The organism is Rhodospirillales bacterium (genome assembly GCA_016710335.1).
GTDB lineage: Bacteria > Pseudomonadota > Alphaproteobacteria > Rhodospirillales > Defluviicoccaceae > JADJXQ01.
The window spans coordinates 14672-29559 of the sequence record JADJXQ010000009.1 but is presented as its reverse complement, the minus strand read 5'-3'; the positions used below and the strand labels follow the sequence as shown (position 1 = coordinate 29559).

The window sequence follows — 14888 nt, the reverse complement described above, 5'->3', positions numbered from 1 at the left end:
TCGTCGCGGCAGATCCAGCCGCCGCCGAGCAGCCGCTCGCCCTGATAGAAGACGCAGGCTTGGCCCGGTGCGATGCCGGCCTGGGCTTCGTCAAGCACCACCTTTCCCCCGCCATTCGCCCCCGCCGTCACCGTCGCCGCGGCCGGCGGCTGGGTCGAGCGGAGCTTCACCGCAACGCGTTCCCCATCCGGCGACAGCGGCGCGTTGCCAAGCCAGTTCAGGTCCCGCAGCGCCAGCCGCGAGCGCTTCAAGGCGTTTGACGGCCCGACGACGACACGGCGGGTTTCGGGTTCGAGGCGGATCACATAGAGGGGCCCATCGGCGGCGATGCCCAGCCCGCGGCGCTGGCCGATGGTGTATTGGATGATCCCGTCATGCCGGCCGAGCACACGTCCTGCAATGTCGACGATGTCGCCGGGCTCCGCCGCATCGGGACGGAGACGCTGGACCACGCGTGCGTAGCTGCCGGCCGGCACGAAACAGATGTCCTGGCTGTCGGCCTTGGCCGCCACCGGCAAGCCGTGCCGCTGCGCGATGTCACGGGTCTGATCCTTGCTCATGTTGCCGAGCGGGAAGCGCAGACGGTCGAGCTGCCGCGGGGTGGTTGCGAACAGGAAATAGCTCTGGTCGCGGCTCGTGTCGGCCCCACGATGAAGCTCCGCACCGTGCTCGCCGCGGCGCCAGCGCACGTAGTGGCCGGTGACCAAGGCCCCGGCGCCGAGAGTGTCGGCGGCGTCGAGCAGGTCGGTGAACTTCACGGTCTTGTTGCATAGCACGCAGGGCACCGGCGTTTCGCCGGCGGCGTAGGCGTCGGCGAACGGTTCCATCACCTGGGCGCGGAACCGGTTCTCGTAATCGAGAACATAATGGGGGATGCCGAGCCGATCGGCGACGCGGCGAGCGTCGTGGATGTCGTCCCCGGCGCAGCACGTCCCGGCGCGGCCAACCGCGGCGCCATGATCGTAGAGTTGCAGGGTGATTCCGACCACGTCGTAGCCCGCCTCCACGAGCAACGCCGCCGTTGCCGATGAATCGACTCCGCCGGACATGGCGACGACGACGCGGCTTCGCGCGGGTGGGCTGTCGAGGTGCAGGTCGATCATAGGGGCGATATGGGAGCGCTCGGCGAGCGGGCAAGTGTTCGCGCGCCGCCGCGCCGGCATCCCATCAGCCTGCGGCCAGGCCCATGTCCCAGAACGCCGACTCGAGCCGGGTGGCCTGGTCGAACGTGGTGATCAGCGACGGAAGCCGGCCGGGGCCGCCGCGGCGCTCCATCAGCCGATCCATGTGCGAGACATGCGCGGCGGCGACGGCCTGATAGTCGGCGCTTGCGTACATCTCGATCCACTCGCGGTACGGGTTAGGCGCGTCCGGCCTTGCGCTCTCGGCGACTCGCTGCCCGATCTCCGCGTAGCCCACGATGCATGGCGCCAGCGCCACCTGCAGATCCAGGATGTCGCCGGCCAAGCCGCGTTCCAGGACATAGCGGGTGTAGGCAATCGTCGCGCCGAACTCGGGCGCGTCCGCCAGCGCCCGTTCATCGACGCCCCATTGCCGACAGTAAGAGACGTGGAGGCTCAGTTCCCGGTCGACGATGGCGGAAAGGCCGGCTGACGCCTGTCGAAGGTCCTCCACGGAGTCGCTCTTGTAAACGGCCAAGCCGTAGGCGCGGGCGAAGTGGATGAGAAAAAGATAATCCTGCTCGAGGTAACGGCGGAAGCAGGGTTCCGGCAGGCTGCCGTCGGCAAGTTCGCGGACGAACGGATGCGATACATACGCCCCCCACGCCTCGGCGCATGCCGCGCGCAGCGTCGCGAACAGGGTCGATCCGCTCAGGTCCACATCAAGGCCGGTCCGCATCAAAGCTGGGGCACGTCGAAGTCGTGGTGCCGGCAGCAGGCGATGAGCGTGTTGCGCAACAGGCAGGCGACGGTCATCGGCCCGACGCCGCCGGGCACCGGACTGATGGCGCCGGCAATCTCGACCGCTTCGTCGAAGGCCACGTCGCCGACCAGCCGTGACTTGCCGTCTTCCGCCTCGACGCGGTTGATGCCGACATCGATGACGGTGGCGCCCGGTTTGATCCAGTCGCCGCGCACGACCCGTGGCCGCCCGACCGCGGCGACGACGACATCGGCGCGGCGGCATTCCTCCGCCGGATCGACGGTGCGCGAGTGGACAATGGTGATGGTGCAGTGCTCCGCCAACAACAACTGCGCCATAGGCTTGCCGACGATATTGGAGCGCCCGAGGACCACCGCCTTGCGGCCGGCGAGATCGGGTACATGGCGCTTGATCATGGTCAGGCACCCAAGCGGAGTGCACGGCACCATGGCGCCGGCGATGCCGAGCGCAAGCCGGCCTGCGTTCTGCAGGTGGAATCCGTCGACGTCCTTGTTCGGATCGATGGCCTCGATGATTGCCGCGGCGTCGATATGCGCCGGCAGTGGCAATTGCACCAGGATTCCGCTCACCCGGTAGTCCCGGTTCAGGCCGTGGATGAGAGTGAGCAGGTCCTCTTCGCGCACGTCTTCGGGCAACCGATGCTGGAACGAGGCGATGCCGACTTCTTCGCTCTGCTCGCTCTTGCTGCGCACGTAGACGGCGCTGGCAGGGTCGTCGCCGACCAGGACGACGGCCAAGCCCGGCGTAACCCTGTGCTGGTGATGAAGCTGGTAGACCTCCTCCCGCACTGCGCGCCGCAGTTCCTTGGCGATCCCCTTGCCATCGATGATCTTCGCCCGCGCCACCGCTAGCCTCTCGACTTGTCCAGCCGTTCGGCGGCCCACGCATTAAGCAGCGCCATCAACGCAGCGGGATCGCCGGCCACCGTCAGTGTCTTGCGGCGCGAGGTCCGGCCGGCGGCAATCGTCATGCTGCTTCTTGGAACCCGCCATTCTTTGGCCAGCAAAGCGACGACCGCTTCGTTCGCCCGGCCCCCGTCCGGCGGCGCAGTGACGGCGACCCGCAATGCCGGTCTACCATCGGCGTCGCGTACGATCCGGTCGCAGCAACTTAGCGCCGCCCGTGGCGAAACCCGCAGGTAAACCCGAACGCCGGTGGGGGATGTGTCGAATGGCGTCGCCGCCGGTGCCTTGGGCTCCCGCAGCACCAGCGCAGCGGTGGATTCGGAGAATGCACCGTTGCTGCACGTAACCTCTTGAATGTCGTGCACGCTATGACCCATGCGGCGGAATCATTCGAACGGGTCTGTGCCCTAGTAACAGGCCAGCGGCACGTATCCGCAGAGCAGCCTGCGGACGAAATAGAGCAGCAGGATCAAAATGACGGGCGAAACGTCTACGCCGCCAAGATCGGGCATGAACCGGCGGATCGGCGCCAGCGCCGGCTCTGTCAAGCGATGGGTGAAGTCACCGACGAGGTAGACAAACCGGTTGCGGGTGTTGACCACGTTGAAGGCCACCAGCCAACTCAGAATGACGCCGACGATAATGACGAAAATGTAGAGTCCGATGAGCTGGTCTACGAGCCAAACGAGATTGACCAACAGGTTGTCCATGAGGTGCTGAACCCGTTCCGGTAGGAAACGCGGTAACCTAGCGGTCGCGGCACGGAGGCGCAAGCGCGAGCCTTGACAGGAGCCCTCGCCGCTCATCATTATCCCGGCGTTGTTACCGCTGGATCTTCGTCGGCGCTGTTACATGCCGGACCTGGGTCGCCGGTATGACGTGGGGCCGTAGCTCAGTTGGGAGAGCGTCGCGTTCGCAATGCGAAGGTCAGGGGTTCGACCCCCCTCGGCTCCACCAATCAAACGCGATGCTCGGCCGCGCGATCTATGCGGCGCGGGAAGCGGCGGTGTCGATCAGGAGGGCGTACAGCGCCTCGGGGTCGTCGGTGCCGCGCAGCTTTTCGCAAGCCGCCTTGTCGCGTAACAGCCGGGAGACGCGGGCCAAAGCCTTAAGGTGATCGGCGCCCGCCGTCTCCGGCGCGAGCAACAGGAAAATAAGATCCACCGGCCGCTCGTCAATGGCGTCGAAATCGATCGGATTTTCAAGACGAGCGAACAGGCCGTAGAGCCGGTCGAGGCTCGCGAGCTTGCCGTGGGGGATGGCGATGCCGTTGCCGACCCCGGTGGTGCCCAGCTTCTCGCGCTCCATCAGCACGTCGAAGATGGCGCGTTCCGGCTCGCCGGTCATGCGCGCCGCCCGTTTGGCGAGATCCTGCAGCGCCTGTTTCTTACTGGTCGCGCGCAACTGCGCGACGACGTTGTCCGGTGAGATCAGCTCTTCAATTTCCATTGCTTGCCAAGCCTTACCACTGTCGGCAACCGGCAGCAGTCGAGATTATGGAGGGGCGTTCTAGTGGATCGGATCAAACGTCCGGTACCCAAAGCGTGTGATGGTCGATCCACTAAACCCTTTATCTGGTGGTTCGATTCAGCTGAGGGATGCGACTCATCCGTCAGCATCGGACCACTAGGACTGTTGCGTGTGCGTCGGATCGATCCAGCCGATGTTGCCGTCAGGGCGACGATACACGACGTTCATGCCCCCGTTTGCGCGATTGCGAAACATCATTGCGGGAGCGTCGGCCAAATCCATCCGCATCACCGCCTCGCCCACCGACAGCGTGGCGATCTCGGTCGGGAGCTCGGCAATGATTGCCGGCTGTGCGTCCTCAGCGGGTTCGTCGTCTTCATCCGCTTCGGCGGCGATGATGTACTGCAACGCTGGCAGCGGCTCATCGGTTCCGTGCCGCGCGTGGTGGCTGGAAATCCGGCGCTTGTAGCGGCGGATCTGCTTGGCGACCCGCTCCAGCGCCGCGTCGAACGCACCGTACGCATCGTCACCGGCCGAATGAGACTGAACCGTGACGCCCCGCACCGGATGGACGATGATGTCGGCGCAAAATAGATGCGCCTCCCGCGAGAAGGTCACGTTGGCGTCATGGGCTCGGGAGAAGTACTTGGTGACCACAGGCTCGAGCTGATCCAAGACATGGGTACGCAGCGCGTCGCCCACGTCCAAGTTCTTGCCTTTGACTGCTATATCCATGGAATGGACTCCTGCTCCGGGAGGCCAGTCGGTCTCCACGGCACCCGCATGTCGTTCATCTGAGGGCGAGAGCGGATAATCACGAGGGCGCAGCAAACTCAATGATGATTGCTTTTTGATGCCATGCCAGCGAGGCTTGTGACCTTAGTCAGCCCCCTCTCGCCTGTCAAGCGCCGCCCCTTCGCCACGAACTCGCCACTATACCCGCGCCAGCTTGTCCCGCCGGCGCTGCACGGACGACCGCAACCCCAACGCCTCCCGGTACTTCGCCACCGTTCGCCGGGCGATGTCAATCCCTTCCTGACGGAGCAAAGTGACGATCATGTCGTCGGACAACACGCCGTGCGGCGGCTCGGCGTCGATCACCGCCTTTACCCGGTGGCGTACCCATTCGGCGGAGCAGGCGTCGCCGCCGTTGGCGCCAGCGATCGCCTGGCTGAAGAAATACTTGAGCTCATAGATTCCGCGCGGCGTCGCCATGAACTTGTTGGATGTGACGCGGCTGATGGTGCTTTCGTGGAGCGACACGGCTTCGGCGACGTCGCGCAGCACGAGCGGCTTCAGCGCCTGGACGCCTTGGATGAAGAACCCGTCCTGCTGCCGCACGATCTCGGCGGCCACCCGGAGGATGGTGGTGGCGCGCTGGTGCATCGCCTTGACCAGCCAGTTTGCCGACTGGAAGCACTCGTTGATGTAGTGCTTGTCTTCGCTGCTGAGCGCATTTTTCGAGATGCGGGCGTAGTACTGGTTGTTGACCAGGACCCTCGGCAACGTCTCCGTGTTGAGCTCGACGATCCAGCCGCCGGCTGGCTGAGCGCGCATCAGGATATCGGGCACCACCGGCTGTGTCAGGATCGGGTCGAACGCCAACCCCGGCTTGGGATCGAGCGTGCGAAGTTCGGCAATCATCGCGCCCAGAGCCCCCATGTCGACCCCGCAGGCCCTGGCGAGGCCCGGCAGGTCCCGTTTCGTCATGAGTTGCAGATTGGCGAGAAGAGCCCGCATCGGCTTTGTCAGCCGGCCGCGCTCGCGCAACTGCAGCCTCAGGCACTCGGCGAGGTCCCGGGCGAAGATCCCCGGCGGGTCGAACTCCTGCACGCATGCCAGCACGTCCTCGACGCGGTCGAGGCTGCATCCCAGCATCTCGGCGACCTGCGCCAGATCGGCGGTGAGGTAGCCGGTGTCCTCCATGAGGTCGATCAACTGATGGCCGATGATCCGATCCACCGGATCGGCGAGGTCGACGGCCAGTTGCGCGGTCAAGTGCTCGCGGAGCGTGATGTTGCCGTGGAGCGTCTCCTCCAGGCTGGTGTCCCCGCCGTCGCCGCTGCCGCCGGAGCCATTGCGGCTGCCGAGACCTGCAACGCCATCGCCGCTGACGCCGGAGATCGGCCCGTCCCCGTCAGACGAGTCGTTATAGTCGAGGTCCATGGCGGCGTCGGTGACGGCGCCAGTCTCGTCCGCAACGGCCTGATCCACGGATGGCGTACCGTCGCCCGCGGCCGCAGTCGGCGCCTCAGGCTCGCTCATGTGCCCGCTTGGGCCCAACACCGGGCCGTCGGCGCCGGCGTCGTCCCGTTCCAGCAGCGGATTCTGTTCGAGCTGCTGTTCCACGTACTGGGTGAGGTCCAGGTTGGAGAGCTGCAGCAGCTTGATCGCCTGCTGCAACTGGGGCGTCATTACCAGAGACTGGCTCTGGCGAAGATCGAGACGGGGAGCGAGAGCCATGGGCGCTACCGCATCCGAACCTGGATGCGCCCGCCGCATCGCGCGCGCACGGCCCAGGACCTTTCGCCGCTCATTCTGTCGGCTCGCTCACAGGCTGAAGCGATCCCCGAGATACACTCTGCGCACGTCCGCGTTGCCGACGATATCGGCCGGCGTGCCTTCCATCAGCAGCATGCCGTCGTGGATGATGTAGGCGCGATCGATGACGTCGAGGGTTTCGCGCACGTTGTGGTCGGTGATCAACACGCCGATGCCGCGATCCTTTAAGTGCGACACGAGGCCGCGAATGTCGCCGACCGCAATCGGATCGATGCCCGCGAACGGCTCGTCGAGCAGCACGAAATGGGGGCCGGAGGCCAGCGCCCGGGCGATCTCCACCCGCCGCCGCTCGCCCCCAGAGAGCGCGAGCGCCGGGGTGCGCCGCAAATGTGTGATCGAGAACTCGGCGAGCAGGGCGTCAAGCGCGGCTTCGCGGCGCTCGCGCGACGGCTCCACGACCTCCAGTACGGTGCGGATGTTGTCTTCGACGGAGAGGCCGCGAAAGATTGATGCCTCCTGCGGCAGGTAACCGATGCCGAGCCGCGCCCGGCGATACATCGGCAACCGGGTGATGTCCTGGCCGTCCAGCACGACTTGGCCGTGATCCGGCGCGACCAGCCCGATCATCATATAGAAACACGTGGTCTTGCCGGCCCCATTGGGTCCCAGCAGCCCGACGATTTCACCGCGATGCAGCTTCATGTCGACGCCGCGCACCACCGGGCGCTTCTTGTAGCGCTTGCCGATGTTGGTGGCGAACAGCCCGCCGAGGCCCGAAAGCACCACCGGCCGCTGGGCGCGGCGGCTTTCGGCATTGCTGGCGTTGATGTCGGTCGAGTGTGTCGTCATGGCCCCGGATCCAGAGTGTCTGCCCATATGGTTCATTTCTTGTTATCCTGTTCCGGCTGGATCAGGCCACGAACCCGTCCAACGCCGCCGTCGCCGCATCCGAACAGCTTGCTGACGCCGGACTTGAGGTCGACCTCCGCGCGGCAGCCGTTGAGTTGGTTCTTGCCGCGGGTGATTCGGACATCGCCGGTCAGTGCCGCCTTGCCCGAGGCCGCATCATAGACCCCGCGGGTGCCGTGCACGTCTTCTTCGGCGGTGATGATGTGGACGCGGTCGAAGGCTTCGACACGATCGAGTTCAGTCTTGCCCTCCGCTCCTTCGCGAAGATAAGCGACCAGCACGTCGGCGCGGATAGTCTTGTCGCCCTGGACGGCGACGGCATCTCCGCGAGCGACCACCATGCGCTTGGCCTGCCAGTATTCCATCTGTCGATCGGCGCGCACTTCTCCGTCCTTGCCGACCAGCCGCACCGGATTGCCGCCGCTCAGCACTAGGACCGCACTGTCCACGTCATACTGGCCGCGCTCGGCGAATGCGGTATCGGTGGGCGTCGTAATGCGTACGTCGCCGTCCGCCTCCAGGCGCCAGATCTCGGCGGCGCCTGCGGCGCTGTCGCGGTAATACGCGCTCAGCATGTCGGCGTTAACCGCCACGTCGCCATGCACCGCCCGCGCATTGCCGCGCGCCCGTATCACTGCCCGGCGCTGCTCCCACTCGATGCCGCCGTCGGCGGTAATCTCCAGCGGCAACCCGGTTCCTCCGATGGCGAGCCCGAGGTCGTTGGCTTTTGGTGCGGCCTCAACCTGATCCTGAGCGAGCGCCGACCCGGCCGGCAACGTGCACAGCAACGCCAAAGAGATGATCAGGCCGCGCTTGTACGCGCGTCCAAACACGCGCCATGGCCGCGGCGTCGTCATGACTGCGGCCGCGGCTTCATCGCGCTCGGATAGATCAGCAGGCGCGCAGGCCCGTCGAACACGATCGTGCCGCCGTTGTCGAGAACGCGGAAGCCCTTGGCGTTCAACTCGCCCAACGGCCCGTGGCCTGCGACCGGCTCCGGTCCGGCGATGATGTGGTGCTCCAGATCGACGTTGGCCCGCGACGTCCGGAACTCATAGCCGGCGTCGTGGAACAGCTGGACGTCGCCGACGAGATCGAGGGACTCGGCCTTGACCGCGTACTCACCGGTGTCGGAACGGACGAGAATCCAGCTTCCGTCGTCCAGCGTCATGTCGGCGGCCGGTTCGTGCAGAACCATTTCCGTCGCGCCCGGCTTCAGGTTGTCGACCCGCCGGGCACTGACCGTGAAGGGCAGGTTGCGGTCGTCGGTGCCGACGAAGCGCGCGTCGATCATGCTGACGCTGTCGACCGAATCCTCAAGATCGGCGAACGCAATGGGAAAGCCGCTGCTGTCCGGCGCCAGATACGGCCACAGCACCACCGCGGCAATGAGCAGGATCGCCGCCGCCGGCAGCACCAGTTTCATCACGTGGACTGTCCGGGTGCGCACCGCGATACGCTGCAGGGCATCGCGCGTGCGGGGCGGCAGGCTGCGCTGGAACGGGCCATGGACTGGCCCGGAAGACACTGCGGGGCGAGGCCGAGCAAGCCGTTCGCCCGATCCTGCCGCAGGACCGGCTGCGGCGTCAGCGGCTCCGGTTCGGATCCCGTGGTCGATGGCGTCCATCATGCGACGCCGGCTCTCAGGCAGTCGTGAATGTGTATGATCCCGACCGGCCGGTCCTCGTCCACGACGAACAGGTTGGTGATCGGCCGTCCACCACCCGCGTTCATCACGAACACCGCTTCGCTCACCAACGCGTCCGGCCGGATGGACTTCGGGCTCACGGTCATGACCTCGTTGACCGTGCGGCCCATCAGGTCGCTTGACATGTGGCGACGCAGATCACCGTCGGTAACGATTCCGGCGAGCCGACCCTCGTCGTCGACGACGCCGACGCACCCGAAGCTCTTCGCGGTCATGATGATCAGCGCCTCGGACATCCGCGTTTCGCACGCGGCCAGCGGCACTGCGGCGCCCACGTGCATGATGTCGGCGACCCGCAGCAACCGGCGCCCGAGCTTGCCTCCAGGGTGAAGCACGTGAAAGTCGTCGGCCGAAAATCCCTTGCGCTCCAGAAGGGCGACCGCAAGAGCGTCGCCCAGGGCCAGCATGACGGTCGTCGAGGTGGTCGGGGCGAGCCCCATCGGGCAGGCTTCGTCGGTGTCGGCCAGGACCAAAGTGGCATCGGCCGCGCGGGCGAGCGTGCTGCCGGCCTTCCCGGTCATGGCGATCAGAGGGATCTCGAAGCGCTTGGCATAGGTGACGATGTCCGCGAGCTCGGTTGTCTCGCCGGAATTGGAGAGCGCGACGACGACGTCCGTGCGGGCGATCATGCCAAGATCGCCATGGCTCGCCTCGCCCGGATGGACGAACAAGGCCGGCGTTCCCGTGGACGCGAGAGTGGCCGCGATCTTGCGGGCGACATGGCCGCTCTTGCCCATGCCGGTGACAATGGCGCGCCCCGCCATGTTATGGAGCAGATCGACCGCTGACGTGAAGCTTGAACCGATGCCGCGCGCCATCGCCAGCAGACCCTCGGCCTCCGTCGCCAGCACGCGTTTGGCCGTGCGGAGGATCGGGTCGTCCGCCCGTTCCGGCGTCTGCAGCGCGGCTTCAGTCAGCGCGACCTCCATTCATATCGATCCGCTCATGTGTCTGGTGTCGCGGTTCCCATTGCGACAAGCCGCTGCCGGCCGCGAGAGAACAACGCATCGGCTGATCCCCGAGCGCACCGTCGCAAGCAAGATCCGTGCCCTTCGCAGGTGCAGTATGACGCGCGGAGCTACGAAGGTCAACCGCGTGTCCTGAGACCGCCTCTCAATCGTATTACTAGTACGCGAAGATGTCCTGCTCGGACCAGCCGTCAATGTCGAGGCGGGCGCGGAAGGGCAGGAACCGGAAGCACGCCTCGGCCAGAGCCCGCCGGCCGGTTCGATCGAGCATGGCGTTCAATCGGTCGCGCAACGGGTGGAGGTAGATTACGTCGCGGGCCGCGTAGAGGAGTTGCGCCTCGCTCAGGTCTTCGCGGCCCCAATCGGACGACTGCTGCTCCTTGGCCAGATCGACGCCAAGCAATTCCCGGCACAACTCCTTCAAGCCGTGGCGATCGGTGTAGGTGCGGCAGAGGCGGGACGCGATCTTGGTGCAGTAGATCGGCTGGCAGGCGACCCCGAGCGAGTGCTCCAGAACGCCCACATCGAACCGGGCGAAATGGAACAGCTTGGTGACCGATACGTCGGCGAGTAGCGCCGCCAGATTCGGGGCGTGGTACGGCTCGGCGCGCTCCTGGTCCGTTCGCGGCCAAGGAAACTGGACCAGATGACAGGCCCCCCCGCCGTCGTAGAGCTGCGCCAGGCATAGCCGGTCCCGGTGCGGGTTCAGCCCCATCGTCTCGGTATCAATCGCCACCGCGCCCTGCAGGCGCACGTCCGCCGGCAGGTCGCCGCGGTGCAGGCGGATGGGAATGCCGTCGACTTTCATCCGTGTTCCAGCATCACCGTTGGGAAGGACCGGCATCGGCGCCGGCAAATCCGCCCCGCGATCGCCGGCGGAACATTGGTGCCCAGGAGAAGACTCGAACTTCCACGGCCTTGCGGCCACAGGTACCTGAAACCTGCGCGTCTACCAATTCCGCCACCTGGGCTCACGCGGCGCGGGACGTGCAACGAGGGAGCAAGCCGGTCCGCCGACTACTGGTAGAACCCCGGGGCTCCCCGTGTCAACCAATGTCGACCCGCGCGGCATTTGATCCTCGCCGCGAGCGTAGTATAAGCGCTGCAAGGAACTGGCAGCACGCGCCGACGGTGCAAGCAGCACCACCGGACTGTCAGCGCGTCGCAAGCAGTATTCGGCGGTGAGGCCAGGGAGGAGGATCTTATGGAGCGTCGCGTTGCCGTCTTATTCGGGGGCTCCGGGTTCATTGGCCGGCACCTGGTGCGGCGTCTAGCCGCAGACGGCTGGATCGTGCGGGTCGCCGTGCGCAGGCCGGAGCATGCCTTGTTCTTGAAGCCGATGGGAGAGGCCGGGCAGGTCGTTCTGGCCCCGGTGGATGTGACCAATCCGGACATGGTCGAGAGCGCTGTCCACGACGCCGACGCGGTCTTCAATCTGATCGGCATCCTCTACCAGCGCGGCAAGCGGACCTTCCAGCGGATGCACGTCGACGTCGCCGGCAGCATCGCGGCCGCCGCGGCCCGCGCGGGCGCGCAGCGCCTGGTGCACGTCTCAGCTATCGGCGCCAGCGCGGATTCCACCGCGGCCTATGCGCGCACTAAGGCTGCCGGCGAAAAGGCGGTGTTCGCGGCCTTCCGTCAGGCGACAGTCCTGCGGCCGAGCGTGGTGTTCGGTCCGGAAGACCAATTTTTCAACCGGTTCGCCAGCATGGCGCGGTTCATGCCGTTCCTTCCGGTATTCGACACGAAGTTTCAGCCGGTCTATGTTGGCGACGTCGCCGATGCGATGATGACGGTGCTGACCGATGCCGAGGCCTCCGGCAAGACCTATGAGCTGGGCGGCCCGCGCGTGATCAGTTTCCGTGAGGTAATGGAGTTGGTGGTGGCGGAGACCGGGCGCCACCGGCCGCTGGTTCCGGTGCCGTTGGCGATCGGCTCGCTGCAGGGCGCCGTTCTGGAATGGCTGCCGGTTCCGCCGCTGACCCGCGATCAGGTAGAGTTGCTCCGCACCCCCAACGTGGTGTCCGCTAACGCCCTGACCCTCCATGATCTCGGCATTACGCCGACGGCGGTGGAAGTCGTCATCCCCACCTACCTCAAGCGGTACCGCCGCTACGGGCGGGACCAGCGCTCCCATCTTCAAAACGGTGGCTGATATCTGTTTCGGGCCCTACAATTATTCCGATTTGAAACCAGGCGCAGTTTATCGTATAACGAGAGCAAGGCGGGCTCGCACACATCGGCGCAGGGGACATGCTGGATCGAACGATCATGATTGAGGCGGAACGGCGGCAACCTGAGCTGTCCATCGTTGTCCCCATGTACAATGAGGAGGACAACGTGGCGCCGCTCTGCGAACGCCTGCTCACCAGCCTCACCCCCCTCGGACTGGACTACGAGATCGTCCTGGTCGATGATGGCAGCGCTGACAACACGCTGCGCAACCTGCGCGCACAACAGCAGCGTAACCCGGAAATCCGGGTGGTGCGGCTCCGGCGGAACTACGGCCAGACACCCGCAATGGCGGCGGGGATTGAAGTGGCCAGGGGCCGGACCATCGTGCTCATGGATGGCGACCTGCAGAACGACCCGGCCGACATCCCCCGCTTCCTCGAAAAGATGGAGGAAGGCTACGACATTGTTGTCGGCTGGCGCCAGCGCCGGCAGGACTACCTGTTCCGCCGCAAGATTCCGTCGTGGATCGCCAACCGCCTGCTCGCCCGCATCACCGGCGTCAACGTCAAGGACACCGGCTGCTCGCTGAAGAGCTTTCGGGCCGAGTTGATCAAGGGCCTGCCGCTCTATTCGGAAATGCACCGCTTCATCCCGGTGGTCGCGTCAATGGCCGGTGCGCGCATGGCGCAGATTCCGGTGAGCCATCACGCCCGCCAATTCGGACAGTCAAAGTACGGGCTGTCGCGCATCTACAAGGTTGCCATCGACCTGATCGTGCTGCGCACCCTCATTTCCCTTGCCGGTCGCCCGTTCGGCACCCTCGGCTGGGTCGCGCTATTCGCGGCGTTCCTCAGTATCGGCGGCTTCATCTATGGTGTCGGTGTCGCCACCACCGGCGACGCCATGTCATCGGTCACCTTCGCCGGGCTCAGCGTTCTGCTGGCGGCGCTCGCTATGTTCCTGTTCTTCCTCGGTCTTCTTGTGGAACTGCTCTACGGCGCCGATGAGTTGCGCATCGAGAACCTGGCAAGTCTGACCGTCCGCCAGATCAATCCGAAGACGCCGCCTGCATGAGCGCTCGCCATCCCGCTCCGGGCCGGCTGGCGGCAGCGCCCGATTGTTCGCCACTGCAGCACTTTGCTGCCTGCCCCGAGGTGAGAAACAACCCGTGACTGCTATCATCGAACGCGATCCCAACGTCAGCCAGCACAGCGAAATGGCTACCGACGTCCAGGTGTCCGCCGTCATTCCGATCGGCGGCGCAACCGATCACATTGCTGACTTGCACCGCGAATACCGCAGCGGTCTGGAAGCGGCTGTGGACAGCTTTGAATTCCTTTATGTCTTGGAGCAGCGCTCCCCGGCGCTGGCGATCCTGCAGCGTCTGCAGTCCGAAGGCGAGCCCATCAAGCTGATCACCTTCGCCAAGTGGCACGGCGAGGCGAGTGCACTTTGCGCCGGCTTTGCGCGGGCGGCGGGCGACGTGGTCCTTACCCTGCCGGCAGAGTTCCAGGTGGATGCGTCACGCATCGGCGAACTCATCAAGACGCTGGATCACTGCGATGTCGCGGTCGGTAAACGGCATCCACGGCCGCGCAGCGCCATCGGCAGCCTGCAGGGTCGCGTGTTTCATTTTTTCCTCCGCCGCTTTGCCGGCGCGCCGTTCCAGGACGTGAGCTGCGACTTCCGTGCCCTCAAGCGCGATGTCGCAAGGGAACTGGTGCTTTACGGCGAGCAGCACCGCTATCTGCCGCTGCTCGCCCTGGTCCAGGGCTTCAAGGTCTGCGAGGTCGAGGTTCCTCCGTCGGCAAAGAGCCGCAACCGATCGGTCCACCCGGTCGGCAAGTACCTGCAGAGCATGCTCGACGTGCTGTCGATCGTCTTTTTGGTCAAATTCTCGCGGAAGCCGCTGCGCTTCTTCGGCATGATCGGCATGAGCCTGTTCGGGGTCGGCTCGCTGTGGACCCTGTTCATCATCGCCCAGCGGGTGTTCGGCGACCAGCCCCTGATGGAGCGCCCCGCTCTCATTCTGAGCGTGCTCCTGGTTGTGCTGGGCATCCAGATCGTCGCCGTTGGGCTGGTAGGCGAGATCCTGATCTTCACCCGCTCCAAGGACCTGAAGGAATACAAGATCGCCGAGGTGATCGAGTAGTTCCGCGACCATCGTGCGTGTCCTTGGAGATGGGTCGGTTCCGGACAAACAAGTCGCCGGTCATCGCCGAGTCGCGGTCGTCGTTCTACCCCATGCCCGCCGCAGAAATCAGAACCTCATCCTGAGCGAAGTCGCAGGGTAAGCATGCGCTTCTTTCTGTGGCGCGACGGGATCGGATTCGACTGAGCCGTTGT

General features: G+C 65.5%; 15 protein-coding genes, 2 tRNA genes and 1 pseudogene. 4 read left to right on the top strand and 14 right to left on the bottom strand.

What is annotated here, in order from left to right:
* Positions 1-5 precede the first annotated feature (5 nt).
* The 5 genes and pseudogenes from mnmA to IPM60_13360 all read right to left on the bottom strand — a co-directional run bounded on the left by mnmA (position 6) and on the right by IPM60_13360 (position 3508).
* A pseudogene (gene mnmA / locus IPM60_13380) lies at positions 6-1103 on the bottom strand (tRNA 2-thiouridine(34) synthase MnmA).
* Positions 1104-1167: 64 nt separating this feature from the next.
* Positions 1168-1860: a TenA family protein gene (locus IPM60_13375; GenBank protein ID MBK8908851.1), complete on the bottom strand. Its 693-nt coding sequence runs from the start codon at positions 1858-1860 to the stop codon at positions 1168-1170.
* Positions 1860-2750: a bifunctional methylenetetrahydrofolate dehydrogenase/methenyltetrahydrofolate cyclohydrolase FolD gene (gene folD, locus IPM60_13370; GenBank protein ID MBK8908850.1), complete on the bottom strand. Its 891-nt coding sequence runs from the start codon at positions 2748-2750 to the stop codon at positions 1860-1862. Before folD ends, IPM60_13375 begins: the two co-directional genes overlap by 1 nt.
* A gap of 2 nt (positions 2751-2752) precedes the next feature.
* The gene (locus IPM60_13365; GenBank protein ID MBK8908849.1) at positions 2753-3187 is read right to left on the bottom strand and encodes a DUF167 domain-containing protein; all 435 of its coding nucleotides are present in this window, start codon (positions 3185-3187) and stop codon (positions 2753-2755) included.
* A gap of 30 nt (positions 3188-3217) precedes the next feature.
* Positions 3218-3508, bottom strand: a complete 291-nt coding sequence (locus tag IPM60_13360) for a YggT family protein (GenBank protein ID MBK8908848.1) — start codon at positions 3506-3508, stop codon at positions 3218-3220.
* A 183-nt stretch (positions 3509-3691) separates the two neighbouring features.
* On the opposite strand from IPM60_13360, the gene IPM60_13355 reads away from it, so the two are divergent.
* A tRNA-Ala gene (locus tag IPM60_13355) sits at positions 3692-3767 on the top strand.
* Between the two features lie 27 nt (positions 3768-3794).
* Here the strand turns inward: IPM60_13355 and ptsN are convergent.
* The 9 genes from ptsN to IPM60_13310 all read right to left on the bottom strand — a co-directional run bounded on the left by ptsN (position 3795) and on the right by IPM60_13310 (position 11338).
* The gene (ptsN, locus tag IPM60_13350; GenBank protein MBK8908847.1) at positions 3795-4259 is read right to left on the bottom strand and encodes a PTS IIA-like nitrogen regulatory protein PtsN; all 465 of its coding nucleotides are present in this window, start codon (positions 4257-4259) and stop codon (positions 3795-3797) included.
* A 177-nt stretch (positions 4260-4436) separates the two neighbouring features.
* A complete protein-coding gene (gene raiA, locus IPM60_13345; protein ID MBK8908846.1) occupies positions 4437-5015 on the bottom strand; it encodes a ribosome-associated translation inhibitor RaiA in 579 nt (192 codons plus the stop codon).
* A gap of 198 nt (positions 5016-5213) precedes the next feature.
* On the bottom strand, positions 5214-6743 hold the full coding sequence (gene rpoN, locus IPM60_13340) for an RNA polymerase factor sigma-54 (protein ID MBK8908845.1): 1530 nt from the start codon (positions 6741-6743) through the stop codon (positions 5214-5216).
* Positions 6744-6830: 87 nt separating this feature from the next.
* Entirely contained in the window at positions 6831-7631 is an 801-nt protein-coding gene (lptB, locus tag IPM60_13335) for an LPS export ABC transporter ATP-binding protein (GenBank protein MBK8908844.1), read from the bottom strand.
* Between the two features lie 32 nt (positions 7632-7663).
* Entirely contained in the window at positions 7664-8548 is an 885-nt protein-coding gene (locus tag IPM60_13330) for a hypothetical protein (GenBank protein ID MBK8908843.1), read from the bottom strand.
* Positions 8545-9117: an LPS export ABC transporter periplasmic protein LptC gene (lptC, locus tag IPM60_13325; protein MBK8908842.1), complete on the bottom strand. Its 573-nt coding sequence runs from the start codon at positions 9115-9117 to the stop codon at positions 8545-8547. The genes IPM60_13330 and lptC overlap by 4 nt, the downstream gene beginning before the upstream one ends.
* A 200-nt stretch (positions 9118-9317) precedes the next feature.
* Positions 9318-10328: a KpsF/GutQ family sugar-phosphate isomerase gene (locus tag IPM60_13320; GenBank protein MBK8908841.1), complete on the bottom strand. Its 1011-nt coding sequence runs from the start codon at positions 10326-10328 to the stop codon at positions 9318-9320.
* A 196-nt stretch (positions 10329-10524) separates the two neighbouring features.
* A complete protein-coding gene (locus tag IPM60_13315; GenBank protein MBK8908840.1) occupies positions 10525-11160 on the bottom strand; it encodes a ribonuclease D in 636 nt (211 codons plus the stop codon).
* 91 nt (positions 11161-11251) lie between these two features.
* Positions 11252-11338: transfer RNA gene (locus IPM60_13310), tRNA-Leu, on the bottom strand.
* Between the two features lie 233 nt (positions 11339-11571).
* Here IPM60_13310 and IPM60_13305 point away from each other — a divergent pair.
* From IPM60_13305 to IPM60_13295, 3 genes are all read left to right on the top strand, one after another.
* Positions 11572-12522: a complex I NDUFA9 subunit family protein gene (locus tag IPM60_13305; protein ID MBK8908839.1), complete on the top strand. Its 951-nt coding sequence runs from the start codon at positions 11572-11574 to the stop codon at positions 12520-12522.
* Between the two features lie 116 nt (positions 12523-12638).
* Positions 12639-13616, top strand: coding sequence for a glycosyltransferase family 2 protein (locus IPM60_13300; GenBank protein ID MBK8908838.1), 978 nt, complete (start codon positions 12639-12641; stop codon positions 13614-13616).
* Positions 13617-13710: 94 nt separating this feature from the next.
* Positions 13711-14694: a glycosyltransferase gene (locus tag IPM60_13295; GenBank protein MBK8908837.1), complete on the top strand. Its 984-nt coding sequence runs from the start codon at positions 13711-13713 to the stop codon at positions 14692-14694.
* The last annotated feature ends 194 nt before the right edge of the window (positions 14695-14888 follow it).

What these genes read in the sequence shown, in the direction of transcription:
- IPM60_13375 (MBK8908851.1), bottom strand. Translation starts at nt 1,860, where the DNA reads ATGCGGACCGGCCTTGATGTGGACCTGAGCGGATCGACCCTGTTCGCG.
- IPM60_13365 (MBK8908849.1), bottom strand. Translation starts at nt 3,187, where the DNA reads ATGGGTCATAGCGTGCACGACATTCAAGAGGTTACGTGCAGCAACGGT.
- ptsN (MBK8908847.1), bottom strand. Translation starts at nt 4,259, where the DNA reads ATGGAAATTGAAGAGCTGATCTCACCGGACAACGTCGTCGCGCAGTTG.
- raiA (MBK8908846.1), bottom strand. Translation starts at nt 5,015, where the DNA reads ATGGATATAGCAGTCAAAGGCAAGAACTTGGACGTGGGCGACGCGCTG.
- rpoN (MBK8908845.1), bottom strand. Translation starts at nt 6,743, where the DNA reads ATGGCTCTCGCTCCCCGTCTCGATCTTCGCCAGAGCCAGTCTCTGGTA.
- lptB (MBK8908844.1), bottom strand. Translation starts at nt 7,631, where the DNA reads ATGACGACACACTCGACCGACATCAACGCCAGCAATGCCGAAAGCCGC.
- IPM60_13330 (MBK8908843.1), bottom strand. Translation starts at nt 8,548, where the DNA reads ATGACGACGCCGCGGCCATGGCGCGTGTTTGGACGCGCGTACAAGCGC.
- lptC (MBK8908842.1), bottom strand. Translation starts at nt 9,117, where the DNA reads ATGAAACTGGTGCTGCCGGCGGCGGCGATCCTGCTCATTGCCGCGGTG.
- IPM60_13320 (MBK8908841.1), bottom strand. Translation starts at nt 10,328, where the DNA reads ATGGAGGTCGCGCTGACTGAAGCCGCGCTGCAGACGCCGGAACGGGCG.
- IPM60_13305 (MBK8908839.1), top strand. Translation starts at nt 11,572, where the DNA reads ATGGAGCGTCGCGTTGCCGTCTTATTCGGGGGCTCCGGGTTCATTGGC.
- IPM60_13300 (MBK8908838.1), top strand. Translation starts at nt 12,639, where the DNA reads ATGATTGAGGCGGAACGGCGGCAACCTGAGCTGTCCATCGTTGTCCCC.